Origin of the sequence: Variovorax gossypii (assembly GCF_003965815.1) — a bacterium.
GTDB classification, from domain to species: domain Bacteria; phylum Pseudomonadota; class Gammaproteobacteria; order Burkholderiales; family Burkholderiaceae_C; genus Variovorax; species Variovorax gossypii.
In genome coordinates this window covers 248,553-268,580 of the sequence record NZ_RXOE01000008.1, presented here as the reverse complement: position 1 = coordinate 268,580, position 20,028 = coordinate 248,553, and the positions used below count along the sequence as shown (strand labels likewise).

Here is a 20,028-nt window from a genome sequence, read left to right as displayed (position 1 = left end):
CTCCGCGGCCGAAGTCTTCCCGCTTTCCACGACGCTCCTGTGAACTCCAACCCGCGCCAGATCAACCTCCTGGACACCGTGCGCGCGCGCGGTTCCGTCACCGTCGAGCAACTGGCCGACATGCTCGGCGTCACCCTGCAGACCGTGCGGCGCGACGTGCAGCGGCTGGCCGACGAAGGGCTGCTCACGCGCTTCCATGGCGGCGTGCGCGTGCCCAGCTCGACCACGGAGAACATCGGCTACCAGCAGCGCGAGACGCTGCACGCCGAAGGCAAGGCGCGAATCGCGCGCCGCGTAGCACAGCTGGTGCCCAACGACTGCTCGCTGATCCTGAACATCGGCACCACCACCGAGGCCATCGCCAAGGCGCTGCTGCGCCACACGGGCCTGCGCGTGATCACCAACAACCTGAACGTGGCCACCATCCTCAGCGGCAACACCTCGTGCGAGGTGATCGTGGCGGGCGGCTCGGTGCGCCCGCGCGACCGCGCCATCGTGGGCGAGGCCACCATCGACTTCATCCGCCAGTTCAAGGTCGACATCGCGCTGATCGGCGTGTCGAGCATCGAGGCCGACGGCTCGCTGCGCGACTTCGACCTGCGCGAGGTGAAGGTGGCGCAGACCATCATCGCGCAGGCGCGCGAGGTGTGGCTGGCCGCCGACGCGAGCAAGTTCAACCGGCCGGCGATGATCCAGCTGGGCACGCTCTCGCAGATCGACCGGCTCTTCACCGACGCGGAGCCGCCGGCGCCGTTCGCCGACCTGCTGCACGCGGCGCAGGTGCGCCTGGAGATCGCGCGCGAAAACTGACAAGAAGGAACACGAACGAATGACCACCTACCTGCTCGCCCTGGACCAGGGCACTTCCAGCTCGCGCAGCATCGTGTTCGACCGCGAAGGCCACATCGTCGCCATCGCCCAGAAGGAACTCACGCAGATCTATCCGCAGCCGGGCTGGGTGGAGCACGACCCCATGGAAATCTGGCGCAGCCAGCTCGCCACCGCGCGCGAAGTGCTCGCGAAGGCGAAGCTCCAGCCCGCCGACATCCACGCCATCGGCATCACCAACCAGCGCGAGACCACCGTACTGTGGAACCGCAAGACAGGCCAGCCGGTGCACCACGCCATCGTCTGGCAGGACCGTCGCGCCGAGCCGCTGTGCGCGCAGCTGCGCGACGAAGGCATGACCGACACCATCCGCGAGAAGACCGGCCTCGTCATCGACGCGTACTTCTCCGGCACCAAGCTGCGCTGGCTGCTCGACAACGTGCCGGGCGCGCGCGAGCAGGCTGCACGCGGCGAGCTCGCCTTCGGCACCGTCGACAGCTGGCTCATGTGGCAGCTCACCGGCGGCAAGGTGCACGTGACCGACGTGAGCAACGCCTCGCGCACCATGCTCTTCAACGTGCACGGCAACGAGTGGGACGCCGACCTGCTGAAGGCGCTCGACATTCCGGCCTCGCTGATGCCGAAGGTGCAGCCCTCGAGCTCCCACTTCGCCGACACCGACGCGGCCCTGCTGGGCCACGCGCTGCCCATCGGCGGCGTGGCCGGCGACCAGCAGAGCGCCCTCTTCGGCCAGGCCTGCTTCGAGGCCGGCATGGCCAAGAACACCTACGGCACCGGCTGCTTCCTGCTGATGCACACCGGCGGCGAGTTCCAGCCCTCGCACAACGGCCTGCTCGTGACCAGCGCCGCGCAGACCGATGCGAAGCCGCAGTACGCGATGGAAGGCAGCGTGTTCGTCGGCGGCGCCGTGGTGCAGTGGCTGCGCGACGGGCTCAAGGCCATCAAGGGCAGCGCGGAGGTGCAGTCGCTCGCCGAGAGCGTGCCCGATGCGGGCGGCGTGATGATGGTGCCAGCCTTCACCGGCCTCGGCGCGCCCTACTGGGATGCCGACGCGCGCGGCACGATCACCGGCCTCACGCGCGGGACCACTGTGGCGCACATCGCGCGCGCCGCGCTGGAGAGCATCGCCTACCAGAGCGCCGCGTTGCTGCAGGCCATGAGCCGCGACGCGGTGGCCGCCGGCGGCAAGCCGGTGGCCGAACTGCGCGTGGATGGCGGCGCGAGCGTGAACGACCTGCTGATGCAGTTCCAGGCCGACCTGCTGGGCATTCCGGTGGTGCGGCCCGAGGTCATCGAAACCACCGCGCTGGGCGCCGCGTACCTCGCGGGCCTTTCAACCGGCGTCTACACCGACGCGCGCCAGCTTTCGAAGCTGTGGAAGATCGAGCGGCGCTTCATGCCGACCATGGGCCGGGCGCAGGCCGAGGAATCGATGGCGCGCTGGGAGCGCGCCGTGCGCCAGGCCACCGCGACCTGAGCCCTCCTACCAGCCCCAGACGAAGCTGCGCTGCACCCAGCCGGTGGCGCCGCCTTCGTGCTGCACCTTGAGCCAGTTGCCACGCCGCTCGATCGTGCGCAGCACGTCGCCGTAGCCCGCCTTCTTCACGACCGGGCTGCGCGCACCGGGCGCACGACGAAGGTTGGCCGACTGGGCCTTCACCACATGGTGCGGCGTCTTGTTCGTCATCGGACGGAAGACCCAGGCCTTGTCGCCCTCGAAGTCGCTGACCCTGAGCCAGTCGCCCTTCTTGCCGATCACGCGGAACGGATAGCCCCTGGTGACCGTCCAGTGCGTCTCGTAGCGCTGGCCGGGGCCGGTGCGCATGTTCAGCGTCTTGACGGCAACGCTCACCATCTGTGTCTGGGCGGCATTCGCGGGCGGCAGTGCCATCCACGAAAGAGCGAAGGCGAGCAGGAGCGCGGGCAGACGGCTGAATCTGAGCATGGAGCGGGGGTTCCTTTCCGGGGAGTTGAGGAAAGCCCGTCTGGGCACCTGCCGCCGGATAAGTTCCGCGGGGATATCCCTGAGTGCACCGGCTCGCCAAAGGGCCTCGCCGTCATCGGGGCACTGGGGGCTGCCGCGCGAGCCCCGGGGCAGAATCCGCCCGCCCCCCGACTCGCCGCGCCACCCGCTTGACCACCCTGCCCAAAGACGCATCCACGTCGTCGTCGCGCAACGCGCTGCTCGCCTGCGGCGTGGTGGGCGCGACGCTGCTGGCGCTCATCGCACTGGGCCATGACGGCCGACGCATGGCGCAGCTCGCCGTGCTCGCGATGCCGATGGTGCTGTGGCTGGCGTGGCCGCTGCGCAGCGCGCGCATGCGGCGCGTTCGCACGCTGCTGGTCTGGCTCTGGGCCATGGGCTTCGCGCTCGACGGCGCGGTGCGCGCCTATCTGCTCGACACCTACCAGGCCGCGCCCGATGGCGCGATGGTGCTGGGCGCCGCGGCCAACACCAATGTGCGCGAGGGCTCCGAATACCTGTTGATGCACTGGCGCTCGGCCGCCGTGTGGGGGGCGGCGCTGGTCGTGGCCGGCGTGCTCGTGGGCGTGTTCGCGCGGCGCGGCGCGGTGGCCAATGCCGCATCCGCCCGACCGTCGCGATGGATCGTGGCGCTGATCGCCCTCCTGCTCCTGCTCTCCTGCGTGGCCTATGCGAGCAAGCCCTGGCGCAGGCTGCATCCCGCGATCTTCTGGACGCAGTGGTTCGACTCCCTCCACACGCTGCGCTCCGCCTGGGCCGACCAGCAGAAGCAGCGCGACCGCCTGATGGCGCAGGCCAAGGCCATCGCGCCGGTGATGACGCAGGCTGGACCTTCCACCGTGGTGCTGGTCATCACCGACAGCATCAACCGCGACAACATGGCGCTCTACGGCTACGGCCGCCCCACCACGCCGCGCCTGCTGGCGCACAAGGCGCAGACCGGCGACCAGATGGCCGTGCTGAAGAACGCATGGTCGGTGGACGCCAGCACCCTCCCCGCCCTGCGCAACATGTTCCACTTCGGCCTGCCCGAGGCGGAGAACCCGCCGCACGTGCTGGCACTCGCGCGCGCCGCCGGCTACAAGGTCTGGTGGATCAGCAACCACGACGACCTGGCCATCGAGCAGCAGCACGCGCGCCTCGCCGACGTGGTCGACATGGTCAACCGCACGCCGGGCCGCGCAAGCGCGTCACTCGACGGCGAGATCCTCGACTGCGTGCAGGAAGCACTGGCCGACACCAGCACAGACCGCAAGCTCATCGTCGTCCACCTGATGGGCGCGCACCCGCACTACAGCCTGCGCTTTCCCGAGAACGCAAATCCCTTCGACGACAACGTCGATGCGGTGGAAAACGGCTTGGTGAAGGACGGCCGCTCGGCCTGGGTGCGGCGCTTCCGGCAGGAGTACGACGCGGCGTTGCTGTATCACGACTTCGTGGTGTCGGAGTTGCTGCAGCAGACGCGTGCGCCGGGCAAGCAGGGCGAGTACCGGGCGTGGATGTATCTCTCGGATCACGGGCAGGAGGTGGGGCACGTGAGCGACCGCGCGGGGCATAGCCCGTCGACCGCCTCGGGCTATCGCATTCCCGCCGTGGTGTGGCGCAACCGGCAGCCACTGCCCCAGGTGGCCGCGCAGCAACCTTTCCGAGCGGACTGGACAGGCTGGACCTTGATGGACCTGCTCAACATCCGGTGGAACGGGCAGAAGCCCGAGCGGGATGTGCTGGGGGATTTCTATCGCTGGCAGGCGCCGCAGATCCCGGTGGCCGTCGAGTCGTTCTCGCGGTAGCTCGCAAGTTGCACGATCCGCCTGCCGCGTCAGAAGTTTGCGTTGTGAAGCCCGGCATGACCTTCGCAGTGCGATAGCCCTCGGCTTCCGACGCGATAAATGCGCCTTCTATTTCGTTGCCGAAACTGACGGCCTGGGCTCAGGCGCGGAGACGGTGGTGCCACCCTCGTCTTCGATCCATCCCCGCCAGGTGCCTCGCCCCCATCTGGTGTTGACCTCGTATGGAATGACGTAGTTCTTCCCCGGGAGCACAACAAATTTCAGATAGATGCGATCGGCATAGAACTGCGGATGTGTCCTAAGACCGACCACTGCCGTGTGCTCGCCGGGCGAGAGTTCCCAACGATCTACCGGTCGAAGAACGTGGGGAACCCTCTCTCCGTCGATCGAAACGAAATAGCTGGCTCCACGCGGTCCTGACTTGACGACAGCGAGGCTAGACAACGGTTGCGTCTCGGTGCCCGGCACACGATATGGTGGGGCTGCGCAACCTGTGAGCAGCGCAGCTGTCATCACCAGGGCCGTGGCCAGTAGTCCGAAGCTTCTATGCATGGCGTACCTCTTCCATTGCGGGCAAGTTCAGCGCGTTGAAGCCCAGACAATCATTAGGTGGTTCACGGCTTCTTCGCTGGGGTGCTGCTCATGATCAGGTACTTTCCACCTGGCTCATCCACCTCGCGGATGCGCGGATACAGCAAAACGCCCCCCGCCTTGATGACGAGGGCGCAGTTGGGGTTGATCGAAAACACATAAGTCTTCCCGCCCAGGAACTCGAAAACCTCTTCGCCGCTGCGCAAGCCCGGGCCATAAGAACGCGTATAGGTACTCCAGCCTGTCTGCCACGCCGGCATGATGGTTCCGGCCACCGGAAAGCGTTCGTTATCGCTCCCACCAGGCCCGTCTGGATGGCAAAGGCGCTGAGCGCGCAGGGCGTACCTGCCAGGCTTGATCTTCGCGACCGCGTATTGCCCAGGAATGGTTTCAAGAGGTGCTATCGCCCCCTCGATTGCGAATGCTGTCGTGAAGATGACGCCTCGGTCCCATTTGTTCGAAGCGGTCTCGGCCTTGTTGACGACATAGACAACGGCTTCTTTCATGTCCGAAGGTGTCACTGGCAGCCGGTAGCTCGCTACAGCCACTTGCTTGTCGACGGGGACTTGAACGACCTCGGAAACGCTCATGCACCCCGTAAGAGTGAGCAACGCGACTGCGGTCGCAATCGCGCTCACCCTCTTCATCTTCCTCATCTCACTCCCCCTTTTGTTAAAAACTCGCGTTGAAATTGAATCCCTGCCTGACCTTCGCAGTGCGATGACCCTCCGCCTCGCAGATTGGTGTACCGACGAAAAGGTCGTAGCTCGGCTTGCTCATCGAGCTTGAACGGTTCATCGGGGCCGATGCGCGGCCGTTATCTGCAAGGAGACCAGTGCCTGCTGCGCTGGTCCCGCACGATCATTTCGACGACATCCGGGTACCCAGAAGTCAAGCTCCATATAAGCGCAGGCCTATCGGGCAGCGCTGTATTTGCTCGCTACCGCAAACAACGCGGCATGAAGTCAGGGTTTGACAAAAAAGACCAGCGGAGGACGCCCTTCGATCTTCGCAACGTAGTACGGATGATCAGTCGCCACTGGTGCGGTCAGCCTGTATTGCCAAGTCCCGCCCGCCTGCTCCAGGCTGATGCGCGCGCTGTTGGCGGTCGTCTGCTGGGGCACGTCACCGGAAGTGAAAACTTGTCGACGCTCCAGCCAATCGAAGAAGCCACTCGAATTTCCGCTTCGAGGCATCGACATCAGGCCGATGGCGTTCTTGGCAATGGCCGCAGGGTCTGCGTTCAGGGAAAAAATCAGATCGCCCGAAGTCGGCAGCGGTTGATAGCGGAAATTGAAGGTGTACGGTGCTTCCGCCACGGAGTCGCTGGCGCGGACAAATTGCAGACAACCCGTATCGGCATCAGCAAATGATGTAGCCGACGTCAATGCGCCAGAGGAAGAGTTTGCAGAGCCGGTGACTGCAAAGGTCTTGACGTCTGGCACCAATGCGAGTTCTGCAGCAGTTTTCGACGCACACACCCCGAACGCCTGACCGGTCGGATAGAAGAACAAGGTGCCATTGACATCGCTGGTATAGGTCAGAGACAGGAAGCGCGAAGATCCGCCGATAACCAGGCCTGACGAGTAGCTCAGGCTCGCCAGATTCAACGAGAGCGTGTTCAACTCAACTGGCATGGTCGCCTCGACGTAAGTCGAGGTTGCCGTGGCTAGATTGAGGATCTGACCTTTTGCTCTCAGTACATAAGAACCCGGATTGACCTTGGGCATGAGCAGCTTGACCAGATTGGCGGTACGCGGGAAGAACAGCCCGGCAGAGCCGCCTCGCAACGAGACTGTCCCCGCATTCGTGCCATCGGGATTCTCGAGCGAATAGGTCACAACGACAGCCGAGGCAAACGCCGGAGACAACTCGACATCAAGATCTCCGTTCGCCGCAACGGGACTGACGGTGTCGAGGGCCCGGCGAAGAGATGCAACGGGAACTGCGGCTGGAGCCGGTGCTGCGGCGGATGAAGCTGCCGGGCTTGGTGCAGACGCCTGAGCTGAGGCTTCGGCAGATGCCGGCGAAGCCACAGGTGCGGTAGCTACCGGGAAGACGGCCCCTCCTCCGCTACCGCCCCCGCCGCATCCATGAAGTGCACCGATTGCGAGTATTACCACCGCTTTTGCGATTGCTTGTTTTTCCATTAAGAACTCTCCCTCTGATTTGTAGTTGACTAGAAACTTGCGTTGAGATTGAAGCCCAGCGTGACCTTCGCGGTGCGATAGCCCTCGGGCTTGCTGATCGGCGCGCCGACGAAGAAGTCGTAGCTCAGCTTGCTCCACTGGCCGCGCACGCCAATGACGGCGCCGGCCAGGCTTCGGCCGAGCAGGTCGACCGTCGAGCGGCCACCCACATGGCCATAGTCGGCACCGACGTACAGCTCCGCCCCGCTCTGCCCCACGGCCCATCCGATGTCGTTGCGGATGAGCCAGCCGCGCTCGCCCATCAGGCTCGTCTCGCCGTCGAAGCCGCGCACCGTGTAGCGCCCGCCGATGGCGAAGCGGTCCTGCGGCGTCAGCGGCGTGCGGTTCCATTGGGCTCGGATCAGACCTGAGTAGCGCATCTTCTGCTCGCCGAGCTTGAACGGTGCGTTGAGGCTGATGTCGGCGGTGTAGAGCTTCAGGCGCGACGTGCCTTCGCCGAACTCCTCTTCCGGTGCAGTACGCGAGCCGAAGCCGCCGGTGCCGCGCTTGTAGGCCAGCGTGCCTTCGAGCGTCGCCTCGCCGATGTATTCCTTGTGATTGAGGCTGAGCTCCCAGCCACCGACCACGCGGTGCTGCACCTCGACCTCGGTGTCGTCCACGAAGTTGCGCGACTCGCGGCGCCAACCCTTGATCGCCACGCTCGTCTTGCGGCTCTGGTCGCGGTAGACGAGGCGCGAGAGCTTGACATCGGCGTTGTTAGACTTGCCGGCGTAGACGTAGTTTTGGTTCAGGCCGGCCACGCTCTGGTGGTACTGGCTGTTGGAGGCCGTGAGGCCCAGCAGCCAGTAGCCATACGGCAGCGAGTAGTGAACAGTCTGGCCTTCGGTGCCTTTGGCCGGGTCGCCGAAGACGTGGTTGTTGATGCTGTGGTTGGCGCTGACGTAGAACAGGTCGTTCAGGCCGAAGGGGTTGTCCAGGGACAGGGTGGCACCGGCCTGGTAGCGGCCGGTGGCTTCGGTGCCGCTGTCGTCCAGGCTCAGGGTGACTCGCCATTTCTTGGATTGGACGTACTTGACGACGAGATCGCTGTCGCCGGGCTTGGCGTTGAGGGCGGTCGACGGTTCGATCTGGATGTCGGCTTCTGCGGTCGGGGAACGCTTGAGGTTTTCGAGGCCTTGTTCGATGTCGCGCAAGTTCAGCAGGTCGCCGGGATTAGCAGGGATTGCGGAGGCGAGCAAGGCGGAACTGCCGAGCAGCGTGGAGGAGGAATCAGGCGTCGTGCGGATGGCTGCGATGCGGCCGGGCACCAGGGAGAGTGTCAGCGTACCTGTGGACAGATCCTGCGGCGCAGCGAGGACTCGGGTTGTGACGAATCCGCGGGCGATAACTGCTTGCTGTGCACGTGCGAGGACGACATTGACGCCGGCCGTGCCGAGGCAGCGGCCGACAGGTGAATCATTTCCGCCGGGACCGAACAAATCGGCAACGGCCCATTGGAAAGATTCCGACTGTTCGCCAACGAGCAGCACGCGGCCGATTCGGAAGCAGGGGGACTCGGACTCTGGAATGCGCTGAACAGGCGCAGGCGGCGCAGCCTGCGGGCGCTGGTCGACGGTACGCTCGTTCTGCTCGCGCAGTGCGCGTTCACGCTCTTGCTGGCGCTGCTGCTCGATGATGGGCAGTGGAGTGGTGGGTGACTGCTGGGCCCAGGCCAACAGCGGTCCCGCCGCCATGGCTGCGGCCAACAAGTTGCGCTTCAAATCGGACTCCCTCTTTCGCTTGACCAAGACGATGGTCAAGACTCAGCTATTCAGTGGACAGTGACAGCAGCTCTTGGCGGCGGTGCAGTTTGCGCTCGAATGTTCGCGGCGATCTTTGCTGCCAGAGCATCGATCGCAACGTCGTAGCTCTGCGAAACCTGCTCTGGATGCTCATACATTTCGTTGAAGCTCGACCAGTGATGACGAGCATCTGCTGGGATGCTGCTCGACGTGTTTCCGTTTGAGTCCGCACCGTAGTAGATGGTCTCGCTGTAAATCTCGTCCTCGTTTGACGGACGTAGCAGGTACGCGCTCAAGTTGACACGTGGCACATAGTCCATGGAGAAGCGTGCCGAGTACATACCAACCTCATTGAGGTAGATGTGCAGGACTGGATCCGTCGTTGGCAGCCGCGAGTAGTCGATGCGATCCGGCGAATTTGCGGGCCTCACTACCCCTTCGAGTACCTGAGCGTCATAACCCTGAGCGATCAGTTCACGAACCAGTGCAACCGTCAGCTTCGGCCCCATGTCCCTGCGCGCTGTCTCCATGAGTTTGTCGAAGTCCGAACTCTTAATGCGGTCGGCCAACGACTGCCACAGGATCCCGAGCGGGATGCCCTTGTTCTCGGTATGCATCTTGGTGATAGGGGTCACGGGAATGACCATGATGCGAGTCACCGGCGGTTGAACCGCGGTTGAAACTGGTGATCGGGCGCAGCCTACCAACAAGCTGAACGCCAGAAGAGATGCTAAGAAATTGATTCGCACGAAAATTCCGCTTGGAGATCGGGGAGCGCAAAAATCTGCATTCTTTAGGCATCGAGAAAAATCAATCCAAATTGGGCCCATTGCCATTTCTCAGCATTTCCTCAATCAGCAAATCCAAGTCTCCATTTCTGGCTAGACACTCGGAAAGTTCCGACCAGTTCAACTGTCGAACTGGGTGGCGAACATTCAAATCCTCTCCAATCTTTTCAATCCTTCCCCATATGCGATCATCAAAATGATCGTCTCCACCGAAAATATCTTTACTTTGCCCGGTAGGGATGATCCAGAGATCGGTTCCGCGAATCCTTTCGATCCGCACAATATGCTCCACCCCAGAGAAAAGAATCACAATCTTCTTTTCGTCCGAAGTACGTGAAATTTCTATTAAATCAAAAAAGAGTTTGCTTTCCATGGCTCGTCATTTCACGATTGCACCGCCCTCCCAAGCCGATCTAAAAGAAGAAGGCGTCATTGTATAAGACTTGCCTACTGGATCGAGGATTTTGATGTTTCCCGCAGAATCCAATCCTTCAACTATTACCCAATGCCCGTTCTTCATTCCCATGGTTGGAGAGGAGCCGAATAAAGAAAGATAAGGACTATCTCCTTTTCCTGAGAGCTGATTAACCAGCCCTCTAATTTGTGGGTCCGTCATCTCCGCGACTTTGACATCTAAGACGCCCCCTTGAATCGGCTTTCCAGTAATAGCCCGAAGCTCTCTCGCTATTGCGTCCGGTGTGGTAGTGCCAATGCCAAGACCATTGATCATGGTCTGCTCCGTCACTGTCGTGTATCCCATTGCCTGCGCCATTCGCGCAGCGCAGGCAGCACCACATGTGTATTCTCCGCTTTGAACAAACGAAGGTACATCCTTGACATTGGTGACGGGCCAACGCATTGTGAACGGTGCTCCGCCAGCGACAGGAATAGGGTTCCCATTCGCATCTTGGTACGTAAAAGAACCATACGCGCGATCACTCTTGAAATCCAATGGCTTGACAGGTTCTACAGATGTAGCTCCACCTACATTGGAAAATGTTAGGCCGGCAGTTCGCATTCCGCTTCGAATAACGCCAGCAACCGCTGCAGTCACGGACATCAACGCCCCTTGGGCAGACGCAGAATTCCCCATCGCCCAGCCCATTGCTATGACGCTGAGCGGCTCCTCCCCAGGGTTCTTCGCGCTGCCGTCACCGACGATTCGACCTCTCATCCACGCCGCTACGTCGGTCAAATCCTCCACTGACATGTTCGGTACAGCGCCAGGAATGAAACTCGTACGATAGGCGTCGTAGATTTGAGCGGCAGAATATCGCCCTCCCGAAGCACTCTCCTGTTTGCGAGCCCAATTCCAGATATCGTCGTCGTTCGGCAAGAAGCTGGCCACTGCTGAAGAAAAATCAGCTCGAACCGCCTGGCAATATGCGGTTTGACTATTTCCGCAGCTGTTCAGAGCTGCAGTGGAAGCCGTGTCCTTCATTAATAAGTCGGCGAGCTGTTCACGTTGACTCGGCGTGCAATTCGTTTTGCAGGCGGCCGTGAGTTCACGAAGCTTCACTGCATCCGGATGATTCAGATAGTTGTTGGCCGCAGCATTGCCGCCGGCAGCGCTTGCGAGATTTATCTGCGCTGCATCCGCCCCCGTGATCGCAGCTGCCATCGCGCTGATCATGGCCGCGAACTGCACCGTGTCAGCCTGCCTTCCATAGACCTCGGCGGCCATCTCCCCAACGGCCGCTCCCAGTGCGCCCGCACCGCATCCGCCCGCATCACCTGTCCTTGCAGCTCCGACCATGCACCCCGCAATCGCATGCGCGACCTTGTTGGTGAACTCGTCCAGCTTCCCCGCGTCTTTCCAGTTCCCGATCGCATTCGCTGCCTGAGCGGCAACGGTATCAAGGATGCTTGTTTTGAGCGCGTCTTTCAGGTTCTTTTCGAGGCTGCCGCCATTGATAGCCGTTCCGATCACCGCACGAGCTGCACCAGCCTGCAAGTTTTGCCCCAGCTGGGTAAGGAACTCCTGGCTGCCCCCGCCAGCCGTAGGCAGGCCGGTCGGGTTCATATTCAATCCAGCAAGAGCACCTCCGGTGACGATGGCTGTCAGCAGGCTTCGGACATTGGCGTTGCTACCCAGGTCGTGCAATGCCCTCCCGATGTCGCCTTGGTTATTGATCAACGCAACAGTTGCTTGACTCGCGAGCGCCGTAACACCTGCAGTCACTGCGCCGCTGATGATGGTCCCAGTCGTTGTAAGGCCACCTGTGAACGCGGCGCCGTCCGCAAGCGTGATCGTCTCGAGCCCGCCCAAAGAGCTGCCCGCCGCTTCGCCGGCCCCCGACGCAGCGCCTGCCGTGAAGTAGGCCACAACCACCGTGATCACTGCCGCCGCTGCAGGCGTCAAGCCCTGCTGACGATAGTCCCAGTTCTTGTGCGCTTCCTCGACCTTGGCCCAGTCAACCTTGTCCTTGATCTTGGGATCGTTCTGGAGCTGATTGACCCAATCCATCCCGGGCTGCTTACCCAGTGCTTCAACGCTGTCCTTGGCATTCAAGCCCACCTGGACGTGATTGGCGTCGATCACCAATTTTCCGAAGTTCAGTTGGTTGTAGTTCAGCTTCTGGTCGGTGTTTCCCTTGTCCGTGGTCTTCTGCCAGGCGACGTCACCGCCCTGGCTGGTGTTGCGCACGCTGGTCTCCGTCAGTTGCGGAAGCAGATTGACCTGATCCCCCTTGAGAGTCAGCGTGCCTGGCGTGTTGACCGTGGTCCCTGCAAGATTCAACGTTCCGCCCGCGCTGCCTGGGGTGCCGATGGCTGCAATGCTGACGTTCGCCCCGTTGAGCGTGGTGTCCGTCAGCGACGTGGCGGAGCTTTCCATCTTGTCGGTCAGCTTGGCATTGATGCCCTTGCCGAAAGAATGGAAGCCAACCGCATTGAAGGTGCCACCCCGGCTCGATTCGCTGGAATTGACGTTCAGTCGGTTTTCCGCAGCGGCAATGTTGACGTCGGTGCCTTCAATCTTGATGTCCTTGGCCGCATCAACCTGCACGCCGCGCATGTTCACCACGCCGCCTTCGATCAGGACGCCACCGTTTTGGCTACTGATGGTGGTTGGCGCGGCGGTGTCGGTCTTGATCTCCAGTGTGTTGCCGCTTCCTCTCGGGCCAATGACTGCGCCGAGCGTGGGGTTGAAGTTCAGGCCGGAGGTCTTCTTTTCGAGGCCTGAACTGACGCTGACGGTATTGCGCGCTTCGTAGATATTGACGCTGTTGCCACCATGAAGCGCGACACCATCGCGCCCAGCGATCCGCGCCCCCTCGATGTTGAGGTTGTTGGCCGCGTCCATCGAGACAACCCCACCCGTGAAGCTGCTGCCGATGCTGGCACTCGCGCTGGCCTCGCCCGTAAACGTGGTCGTGGTGGACTTCAGGAAGCTCTTGTTGGTCGATTGGCCGCCCCCGATGGAAGCCCTGGCATCAACACCCGAGGTGATGTTGATGTCATTGGCTGCCGTGAGGCTCAACAGGCCGCTGCCGGCGTCCACGGTGGCTGCACGGGCGTTGATGTCGCCGCCCTTGGCATTGAGCAACACCGTACCATTGCCTGAGATGGTGCTGCCCGTCTCCTTGCTTACGGCGTCTCCGGTATAGGTATGGGCGTTGATGACCGACAGCCGACTGCTGGATTCGGTGACGGTGGCCAGGTTGATGTTCTTGCCCGCCGTGACCGAGGTGAAGCTGTTCGCGCCCTTGTTCGACAGGATGCCGCCGATGACATTGACGTCATTGCCCGCGCTTGCAATCAACGTTCCACCAGGGTTGGTAACGTAAACACCCGCCACGCGGTCGATGTTGGTGTTGTTGGCGAACCAGCCGTTTTGCGTCTTGGTCGTCGTCTCGATGTTGATGTTGTTGCCGGCCTTCAACGACACCGAGTTGGCCCCAGTGATCAGGCCCCCGATGTTATTGATGTCATTCCTAGCGTCTAGCGCAACGCTGCCGCCCGCGATACGCCCACCGAGGTTGTTGATGTTGTCGGCCTTGATGTCCACCAGCGTGCGGCCCGCGATGGTGCCGCTATTGGTCAAGTCACCGGCGCCTGGAGCACCCTTTATGATCATTCGGTCGGCTGACAGCACGCTGCCCGATCCGGTAATGTCGCCGGGCTGCACGCGCACGTAGACCTGTGGCACCAGGACCTGCTGCGTCGTTCCGTCCGGCAGCGTCACGGTCTGCTCCACCAACCAGACGATATCGCTGGTGAGCTGGGCCATCTGCGCCGGCGTGAGCGCGATGCCGGGGCGCAGACCGTATTCCTTGGCAAAGGTCGCGCCGGCGTTCATCAGTGCCGCGTATTGCTCTTCGTCACTGTAGTAGCCGTCAAGGAAGCGATACCCCGTGAGCTGCGCGACTTGCTCACGGATGAGCTTCTGCTCGTAGAAACCATCGCCCAGACGCTTGAGGATGTTGTTGGGGTCCAGCCCGAGGTTGTTCAAAAGGTAGTCGCTGCTGAGCCAGTTGCGGTAGCTGGCGAAGCGTGGATCGGTCTCGATCAGATAGCCGCCACCCCCGCGGATATTGAACAAGCTGGCGGTGGGGATGGTCGTGTTGGGCAGGCTGGTGCGCACGACCAGCGGAATCGTGGCGGTTCCGCCGGTGCCAGAAGCGCCATCAGCACCACCTGCACCATTGGCAGAATTTCCGCCTGTCTTGATGACTCCACCAACCGCGGAAGGCACTTCGACGATGGCGCGTGCACGTGTTCCCGCCGTCACCGAGCCAGCAGCGCCAGCCCGATCGCTGACCGAGACGCCCTGTGCCCCACTGATCTTCGTACCCGACGGAGTCACATCGGTGCAAGTGTTGATGCAACTCGTCCCCACGTCGATGGTGTAGATCGACTTCTGCTCCGGAATGAAGCTGCCGATGACCTGGCTGCCCGGCTGCGGCGGCGCATAGGCTTGCAGGCCACTGACGGTCACGATGCGCTGACCCTGCGTGGGGGTGTTGTCGACATTGGCCGGATCAATGGTGAACGTACCGCCCGCCATGACCTGGCTGTCGCGGTTGTGCAACTTGCCGTCGATGGTCATGTTGCCGCCCGAGTAGATGCGTCCAGGGTCTGGCGGATTGGCCGGTTGATCGATTTCGGTGGTGGTTGTGTATTGACGCTCGATCCATCCTTTACCAGTCAGCACCTGACCATTCACGATGGTGGACCACACCCGGTTGCCGCGATCCAGCACAAATTGGTCGTAAGGCATCTCAATGCCGCCGAGCGGGGTGATGGTGTACTTGTCGTTGACCGGGCCGCTGCTGGTACGCACGACAGCAAAGTGGTTGTCGAAGTTGTTGATCGACCCCATGGCGATGTTCATGTCGCCCAGCGATTCGATCGTGGCACTCAGATTGTTGAGCGTGGCGCCCTTGCCAGTGGCATAGCGGTTGGCATCGAGGCCGCCACCGATGAACATGTCGCCAGCGCTGAAGAGCAGCGCGTGCTCGCGGTTCATGATGTTCTGAGCACCGATGTCAAGATCACCCCGTGACGCAATAGTCCCGGCCTTGGTCGCCCCATTGACCGTCTCTGAATCATTGTTGAGCGTGCCAGCGGCCACGGAGATCGCGTCGCCGTAGATGCGGCCAGTGCCGAGATTGTTGACGGTCCCTCCGTTGAGTTGCGTGTCGACGCCATCGATCAACCCACGATTGGTCAGCGTCCCCGCCGCATTGACAATCGTCGTCTTGCCCGTGATTTCGGCGTTGGCGGTGTTCTCGACGTCGGTGCCGCTGGCCGTGGCCGTGCCACCTGCGAGCAGCTTGCCGTTGTTGGTTAGCTTGCCGGTGGTCGCATAGGTCAGATTGCGCCCGGCCTTGACTTCGACGTTATTCGTCACGTCCTGCGTCAGGGCGATGCTCAGGTCATTGACGCCCACGGTAGAGCCGTCACCGCTGAAACCACTAGCGTCGATTGCCAGCTTGCCGAAGGCTGCGGTCTGTACCTTGCCATCCGCGCCGAGCACGGCAGCCGTGCCTGAGATCAGATTGCCGCCTGTGTTCACGACACTCAGCGACTTCGCAGCAGGGTTCGCGCGATTCGGATCGACGATGCTCAGGGTGTCACCGGCCGAGATTAGGCCATTGCTGGTATTCGTGACGGTGCCACCACTGGTGACCGTCGCGTTGACGTCAGCCCGAATCGCCCCGGCGTCGTTGTTCAGATTGCCAGTGCCGATGGCAACGCTCTTGCCGTCGATGCCCTGATCTGTGCCCAGCGTATTCGTATTGACGATGGAATCGGCATTCAGGCTGGTGGTTGCCAGAGAGCGCATGAGGCCGCCAACATTCTGGATGTCACCCGCGTTGATCGACAGATTGCCCACAGCCTGCGTCTTGCCGCCGCTGTTGTCGTAGCTCGCGCCGTTGGTGTTGATGGCAACGGCAGACTGTCCGATGACCTGACCGCCCGCAGCGTTTGAAAACTTCTGGATGTCGGCCGTGAGAGCGTTCTTCGAGCCGATGAAGCCGGCCGAGTTGTTGATCGCGCCGGTCTTCAGGTCGAGCGCGTCGGCGCTGGTGATGCCACCCTGCTTACTGCTGTAGCCTGCCGCGTTGGTGTTGCTCAGGCTCTGACCATTCGTGTTGATGATCATGGCGCCACCGCTTTGCACCAGGCCGGCATCGTTGGAAAGAGCGCCCGAGCTGATGGCTACCGTGGTCGTCGCAGCGATCGTACCGCTCGCACTGTTGTCCAAGGCGTTCTTGTGTGTGTCGATGCTCAGGCTGTTGCCGAAGACCTTGCCGCCTTGATTGACCAGACCGCCGTTGCTCAAGGTGGTGACGCCGCCAGCTTGCAAAGTGCCACCGTTGTTGATCGTCTGGCCCGAGGTTGTGACACCCAGATTGCCATTGACGGCGCCCGTCGTCCCCTTGCTGTTGTCCAGGCTGGCGGCGCTGACCGTGGTGTTGCCGTTAGCTGCGAGCGTGCCGCCGACGTTCGTGGCCGCGCCAGCGATGGTGGCGCTGAGATCGCCGACTGCGGTCACGCTGCCCGCATTGTTGTTGAGGCTGCCCGCCGTAACGGATGTGTTGCCGCCCGCGCCGATCACCCCCTTGTTGCTGTTGTCCAGCAGGCCTCCCACGTTCAGGGCGAGGCTGGACGTTTCCGCAGCACGGATGGAACCGCTTTGGTTCGACAAGCTGCCGGCTGCGATGGTCGTGTTTCCATTGCTGGCAATGACACCCGCATTGCTGTTGTCCAATGCGCCAACGATGGTGATGCGCGTGGCATCGGCTTCGGTCTGGACGATCCGGCCGCCGCGACTGCTCAAGGAGCCAGCGTCGATGGTGATTTGCTTGGCACTGGCTGCGGCTTTGTCACCGTCTTGGTTGAAGGTCCCTGACATGGCGACGACCAACGCGTTGTTCGTCGTGATCTGGCCGTTGGCACCATTGAAGCTGCCGCCTGCGATGGCCAGGGTGCCGGTGCCGGCATGCTCGATCTTGCCCCCGTTGCTGGTGATGGCCGTGGCCTGCAGCGTGAGATCCTGGCCGTTGCTGGCGATGCGGCTGCCGTCGTTGTTCAGCGTGCCGCTGGTGGCGATAGTCGTCGTGCCCGTCCCTGTTTGCACGATCTCGGCATTGTTCGTGTTCGCAAGGTTCGAGACATTGATCTGCAACTGGCCGGCGTTGAGCTGGCCAGCGTCGTTGACGAGGGTTTGCGCGGCGTTGCTATTGGCGGTGATTGCCAGCGTGCCGGGGGTGACCACCGTGGCCTTGCTGGTGATGACATTGCTCTGTGTGGCCGTGACCGCGATGTTGGCGGCGCTGGTCTGGCTGGTCGACAGATCGACGCTCGTGCCTTGGAGAGTGGCGTTGCCGCCCGCGAGATTTGTGCCGTTGGTGACCAGTGCGCCGGTGGTGGTGACGCGCAGATCGCCAGCCCCGCCAAGCTTGCCGTCGCTCTGGATGCCAGCGCCGAGCACGCTGGCCGTCGCGCTCTGCACGCTGCCTGCCGTGATCGTGGTGTTGCGGCCCGCCGTGACGCTGCCGTCATTGGTCAGCGCACCGCCGACTGCGATGTTGGCATCATTGCCACTGCGCAGGCTGCCGCCGTTGGCAAGCGAACCGGCCTGAATACCCAGGTCCGTGGCTGCGTTGATACTGCCGCCGGTGCCGTTGGTCAGGGCGTTGGTCACCCCGAGCTGCACGCCGCCCTGTGCGGACTGGATGCTACCGCCGGCATTCTCCAGCGAGCTCGTGTTTAGGGTCAGCGCCTGATTGGCAGCTAAGGTGCCGCTATTGCTGATGGTGGCCCCAGCCACGTTCGCTGTCAGCGCGCCTGCTACCGAGATTGATCCGCGCGTGTTCTCGATCTTGCCGCCGACCGTGAGGTTGGCATCGGTGGCACTGCTCAATACGCCATCAGCGTTGATCAGGTCGCCGCTAGCGGCGATGTTCAACGAGCCGACATTCAGCTTGCCACCCGTGTTGTCCAGTTGTCCGACGCTGGCGCTAAAGCTGTTGCTGACGTTGAGCGTGCCGCCCGCATTGCTGAAGTTCGGACCGCTCACCGCCATCGTCGCGACATTGAGCGAGCCGCCTGCGTTGTTGATCTGCGGTGTGTTGAGCGTGATGGGGCCGCCCGCGTAGATCCTGCCTCCATCGTTGGAGATGGTGCCACCGGCAGTGATGACGCCCGGCATGGGCGGTGTGTACGTTGTAGGAGTGGACGCGCCACCGGTGCTGGTGCCACCAGCGGCCGTTGTCGATGGTGTGGCCGAGCCTCCACCGCCGCTTGGTGTCGGGGTCCCAGGAGTTGCCGCGCCGCCGCCGCTTGCACTGGCACTCACAGGCTCAGCACCGATCACCCCACCGTTGGTATTGCTCAAGACCGGCGAAGCAATCGTCAGGCCCGCCGAGCTGCCCTGGCGGATCGTGCCTCCACGATTCGAAATATCGCCAGGCGTGGTCAGTTCGACGCGTTGACCCTCCAGCGTGCCGATGTTCTCGAGGCGGCCTGCCGCCGTAACGACAAGCCCCCCAGCACCGGCGCCGATGCTGCCCGCGTTACGCACGCCCAGGCCGGCCTCGCTCCCGATCAAGACGATCTTGTTTGCGTACATGCCGCCCAATGCAGCAACGTCGAGCGCAAAGGTCGGAGCAGCGCCCGTACCCGCCGTGGGCGTGATCTGGCCATGGTCGGCGCTGATCTGATTTGCGCCGGTCACCACCTTGAGCTCGCTGGCCCAGATGCTCGCATTGGCCTGCACGGCGCGCGCGAGGATGGCGGCGTAGTCGGTCTTGCTGGCATCGAGGCCCGCGCCGTCGATGGTGACGGTGCCGCCACGAACAAGGAAACTGTCGAGGCCGCCGACGGCGTTGAACTGCGGCGTGCCGGTAGTGAGCGTGGCGCGACTGGCATTGATGAAGCCACCGCCATCGACGCTGATGCCCGCCGGGTTCGCGATGATCACTTCGGCGCGCTGGCCACCCACTTCGATGTAGCCGCGGAGCTGGCTGGGCGTTCCGCCGTTGACCTCATTGAGGATGATCCGTGCGGGGCCAGTAGCCAGGCTGGGATTGCCCTGGACAAACCCGCCCAGCTGGGTCTGCACGTTCACCCGGCTGTTGTTCAGGATGGCGCCGTTCGCACCGACGTTGAACTGGTTGTAGACGTTGCGCGAGACACCTGCGGCGGAAGGCGTCTGGATATTGACCAGCGGCACGCCGTTGGGCGCCACCAGCACGGTCGGGCGAAGATTGCCGGAGACGTTGGGAGCGCCGACGATTTGCGCCTGCGTCGACATTGCCATCAACGCGCCTGCGATGGCGACGGAGACACCAGCACTCGTCGCTTTGCTGGCGCCCTTGCCGGTGCTGGCGGCCGTTTCCTGGACCGCCATGCGCATCCCTCTGGCCGCGTTGAAGACCACGCGGTGCAAGTGCCGATTCATTCTTCTGACGCTCCCTGGTAGTTGTCATTTCGCAGTCAAATCTGTGACGAAATGAAAGCTGCAGGGGCGCGATTATGAAAGAGCGGCGCTTGCTTTCAAGGAATTAATACATGCTTTTCAACGACAGAATTTGCTCAATTCCGTTGAGTTAATCCTTATTTATTAAGTTTCTATTAACGGAG

10 protein-coding genes are annotated in these 20,028 nt (G+C 62.4%); 3 read left to right on the top strand and 7 right to left on the bottom strand.

Going from position 1 to position 20,028, the window contains the following annotated elements; translation table 11 throughout:
* The first annotated feature begins 39 nt into the window (after positions 1-39).
* Both EJP69_RS24985 and glpK read left to right on the top strand, forming a co-directional pair.
* The gene (locus EJP69_RS24985) at positions 40-810 is read left to right on the top strand and encodes a DeoR/GlpR family DNA-binding transcription regulator (protein ID WP_093203053.1); all 771 of its coding nucleotides are present in this window, start codon (positions 40-42) and stop codon (positions 808-810) included.
* A 19-nt stretch (positions 811-829) separates the two neighbouring features.
* Positions 830-2,326 carry a glycerol kinase GlpK gene (gene glpK, locus EJP69_RS24980; RefSeq protein WP_093304042.1) on the top strand — a complete coding sequence of 499 codons (1,497 nt, stop codon included), beginning with the start codon at positions 830-832 and terminating at the stop codon, positions 2,324-2,326.
* A gap of 6 nt (positions 2,327-2,332) precedes the next feature.
* Here glpK and EJP69_RS24975 read toward each other — a convergent pair whose 3' ends face one another.
* A complete protein-coding gene (locus tag EJP69_RS24975; RefSeq protein WP_093304040.1) occupies positions 2,333-2,794 on the bottom strand; it encodes an SH3 domain-containing protein in 462 nt (153 codons plus the stop codon).
* Between the two features lie 188 nt (positions 2,795-2,982).
* On the opposite strand from EJP69_RS24975, the gene EJP69_RS24970 reads away from it, so the two are divergent.
* A complete protein-coding gene (locus EJP69_RS24970) occupies positions 2,983-4,623 on the top strand; it encodes a phosphoethanolamine transferase (protein WP_170217223.1) in 1,641 nt (546 codons plus the stop codon).
* A 614-nt stretch (positions 4,624-5,237) separates the two neighbouring features.
* Here EJP69_RS24970 and EJP69_RS24965 read toward each other — a convergent pair.
* The 6 genes from EJP69_RS24965 to EJP69_RS24940 form a co-directional block, all read right to left on the bottom strand.
* Positions 5,238-5,804 carry a hypothetical protein gene (locus tag EJP69_RS24965; RefSeq protein WP_170217222.1) on the bottom strand — a complete coding sequence of 189 codons (567 nt, stop codon included), beginning with the start codon at positions 5,802-5,804 and terminating at the stop codon, positions 5,238-5,240.
* 375 nt (positions 5,805-6,179) lie between these two features.
* Positions 6,180-7,364, bottom strand: coding sequence for a hypothetical protein (locus tag EJP69_RS24960; protein WP_126472918.1), 1,185 nt, complete (start codon positions 7,362-7,364; stop codon positions 6,180-6,182).
* 29 nt (positions 7,365-7,393) lie between these two features.
* The gene (locus EJP69_RS24955; protein WP_126472964.1) at positions 7,394-9,097 is read right to left on the bottom strand and encodes a ShlB/FhaC/HecB family hemolysin secretion/activation protein; all 1,704 of its coding nucleotides are present in this window, start codon (positions 9,095-9,097) and stop codon (positions 7,394-7,396) included.
* A 77-nt stretch (positions 9,098-9,174) separates the two neighbouring features.
* The gene (locus tag EJP69_RS24950; protein WP_126472917.1) at positions 9,175-9,792 is read right to left on the bottom strand and encodes a hypothetical protein; all 618 of its coding nucleotides are present in this window, start codon (positions 9,790-9,792) and stop codon (positions 9,175-9,177) included.
* 163 nt (positions 9,793-9,955) lie between these two features.
* On the bottom strand, positions 9,956-10,306 hold the full coding sequence (locus EJP69_RS24945; protein ID WP_126472915.1) for a hypothetical protein: 351 nt from the start codon (positions 10,304-10,306) through the stop codon (positions 9,956-9,958).
* Positions 10,307-10,312: 6 nt separating this feature from the next.
* Positions 10,313-19,834 carry a two-partner secretion domain-containing protein gene (locus tag EJP69_RS24940; protein WP_276318399.1) on the bottom strand — a complete coding sequence of 3,174 codons (9,522 nt, stop codon included), beginning with the start codon at positions 19,832-19,834 and terminating at the stop codon, positions 10,313-10,315.
* Between the last annotated feature and the right edge of the window lie 194 nt (positions 19,835-20,028).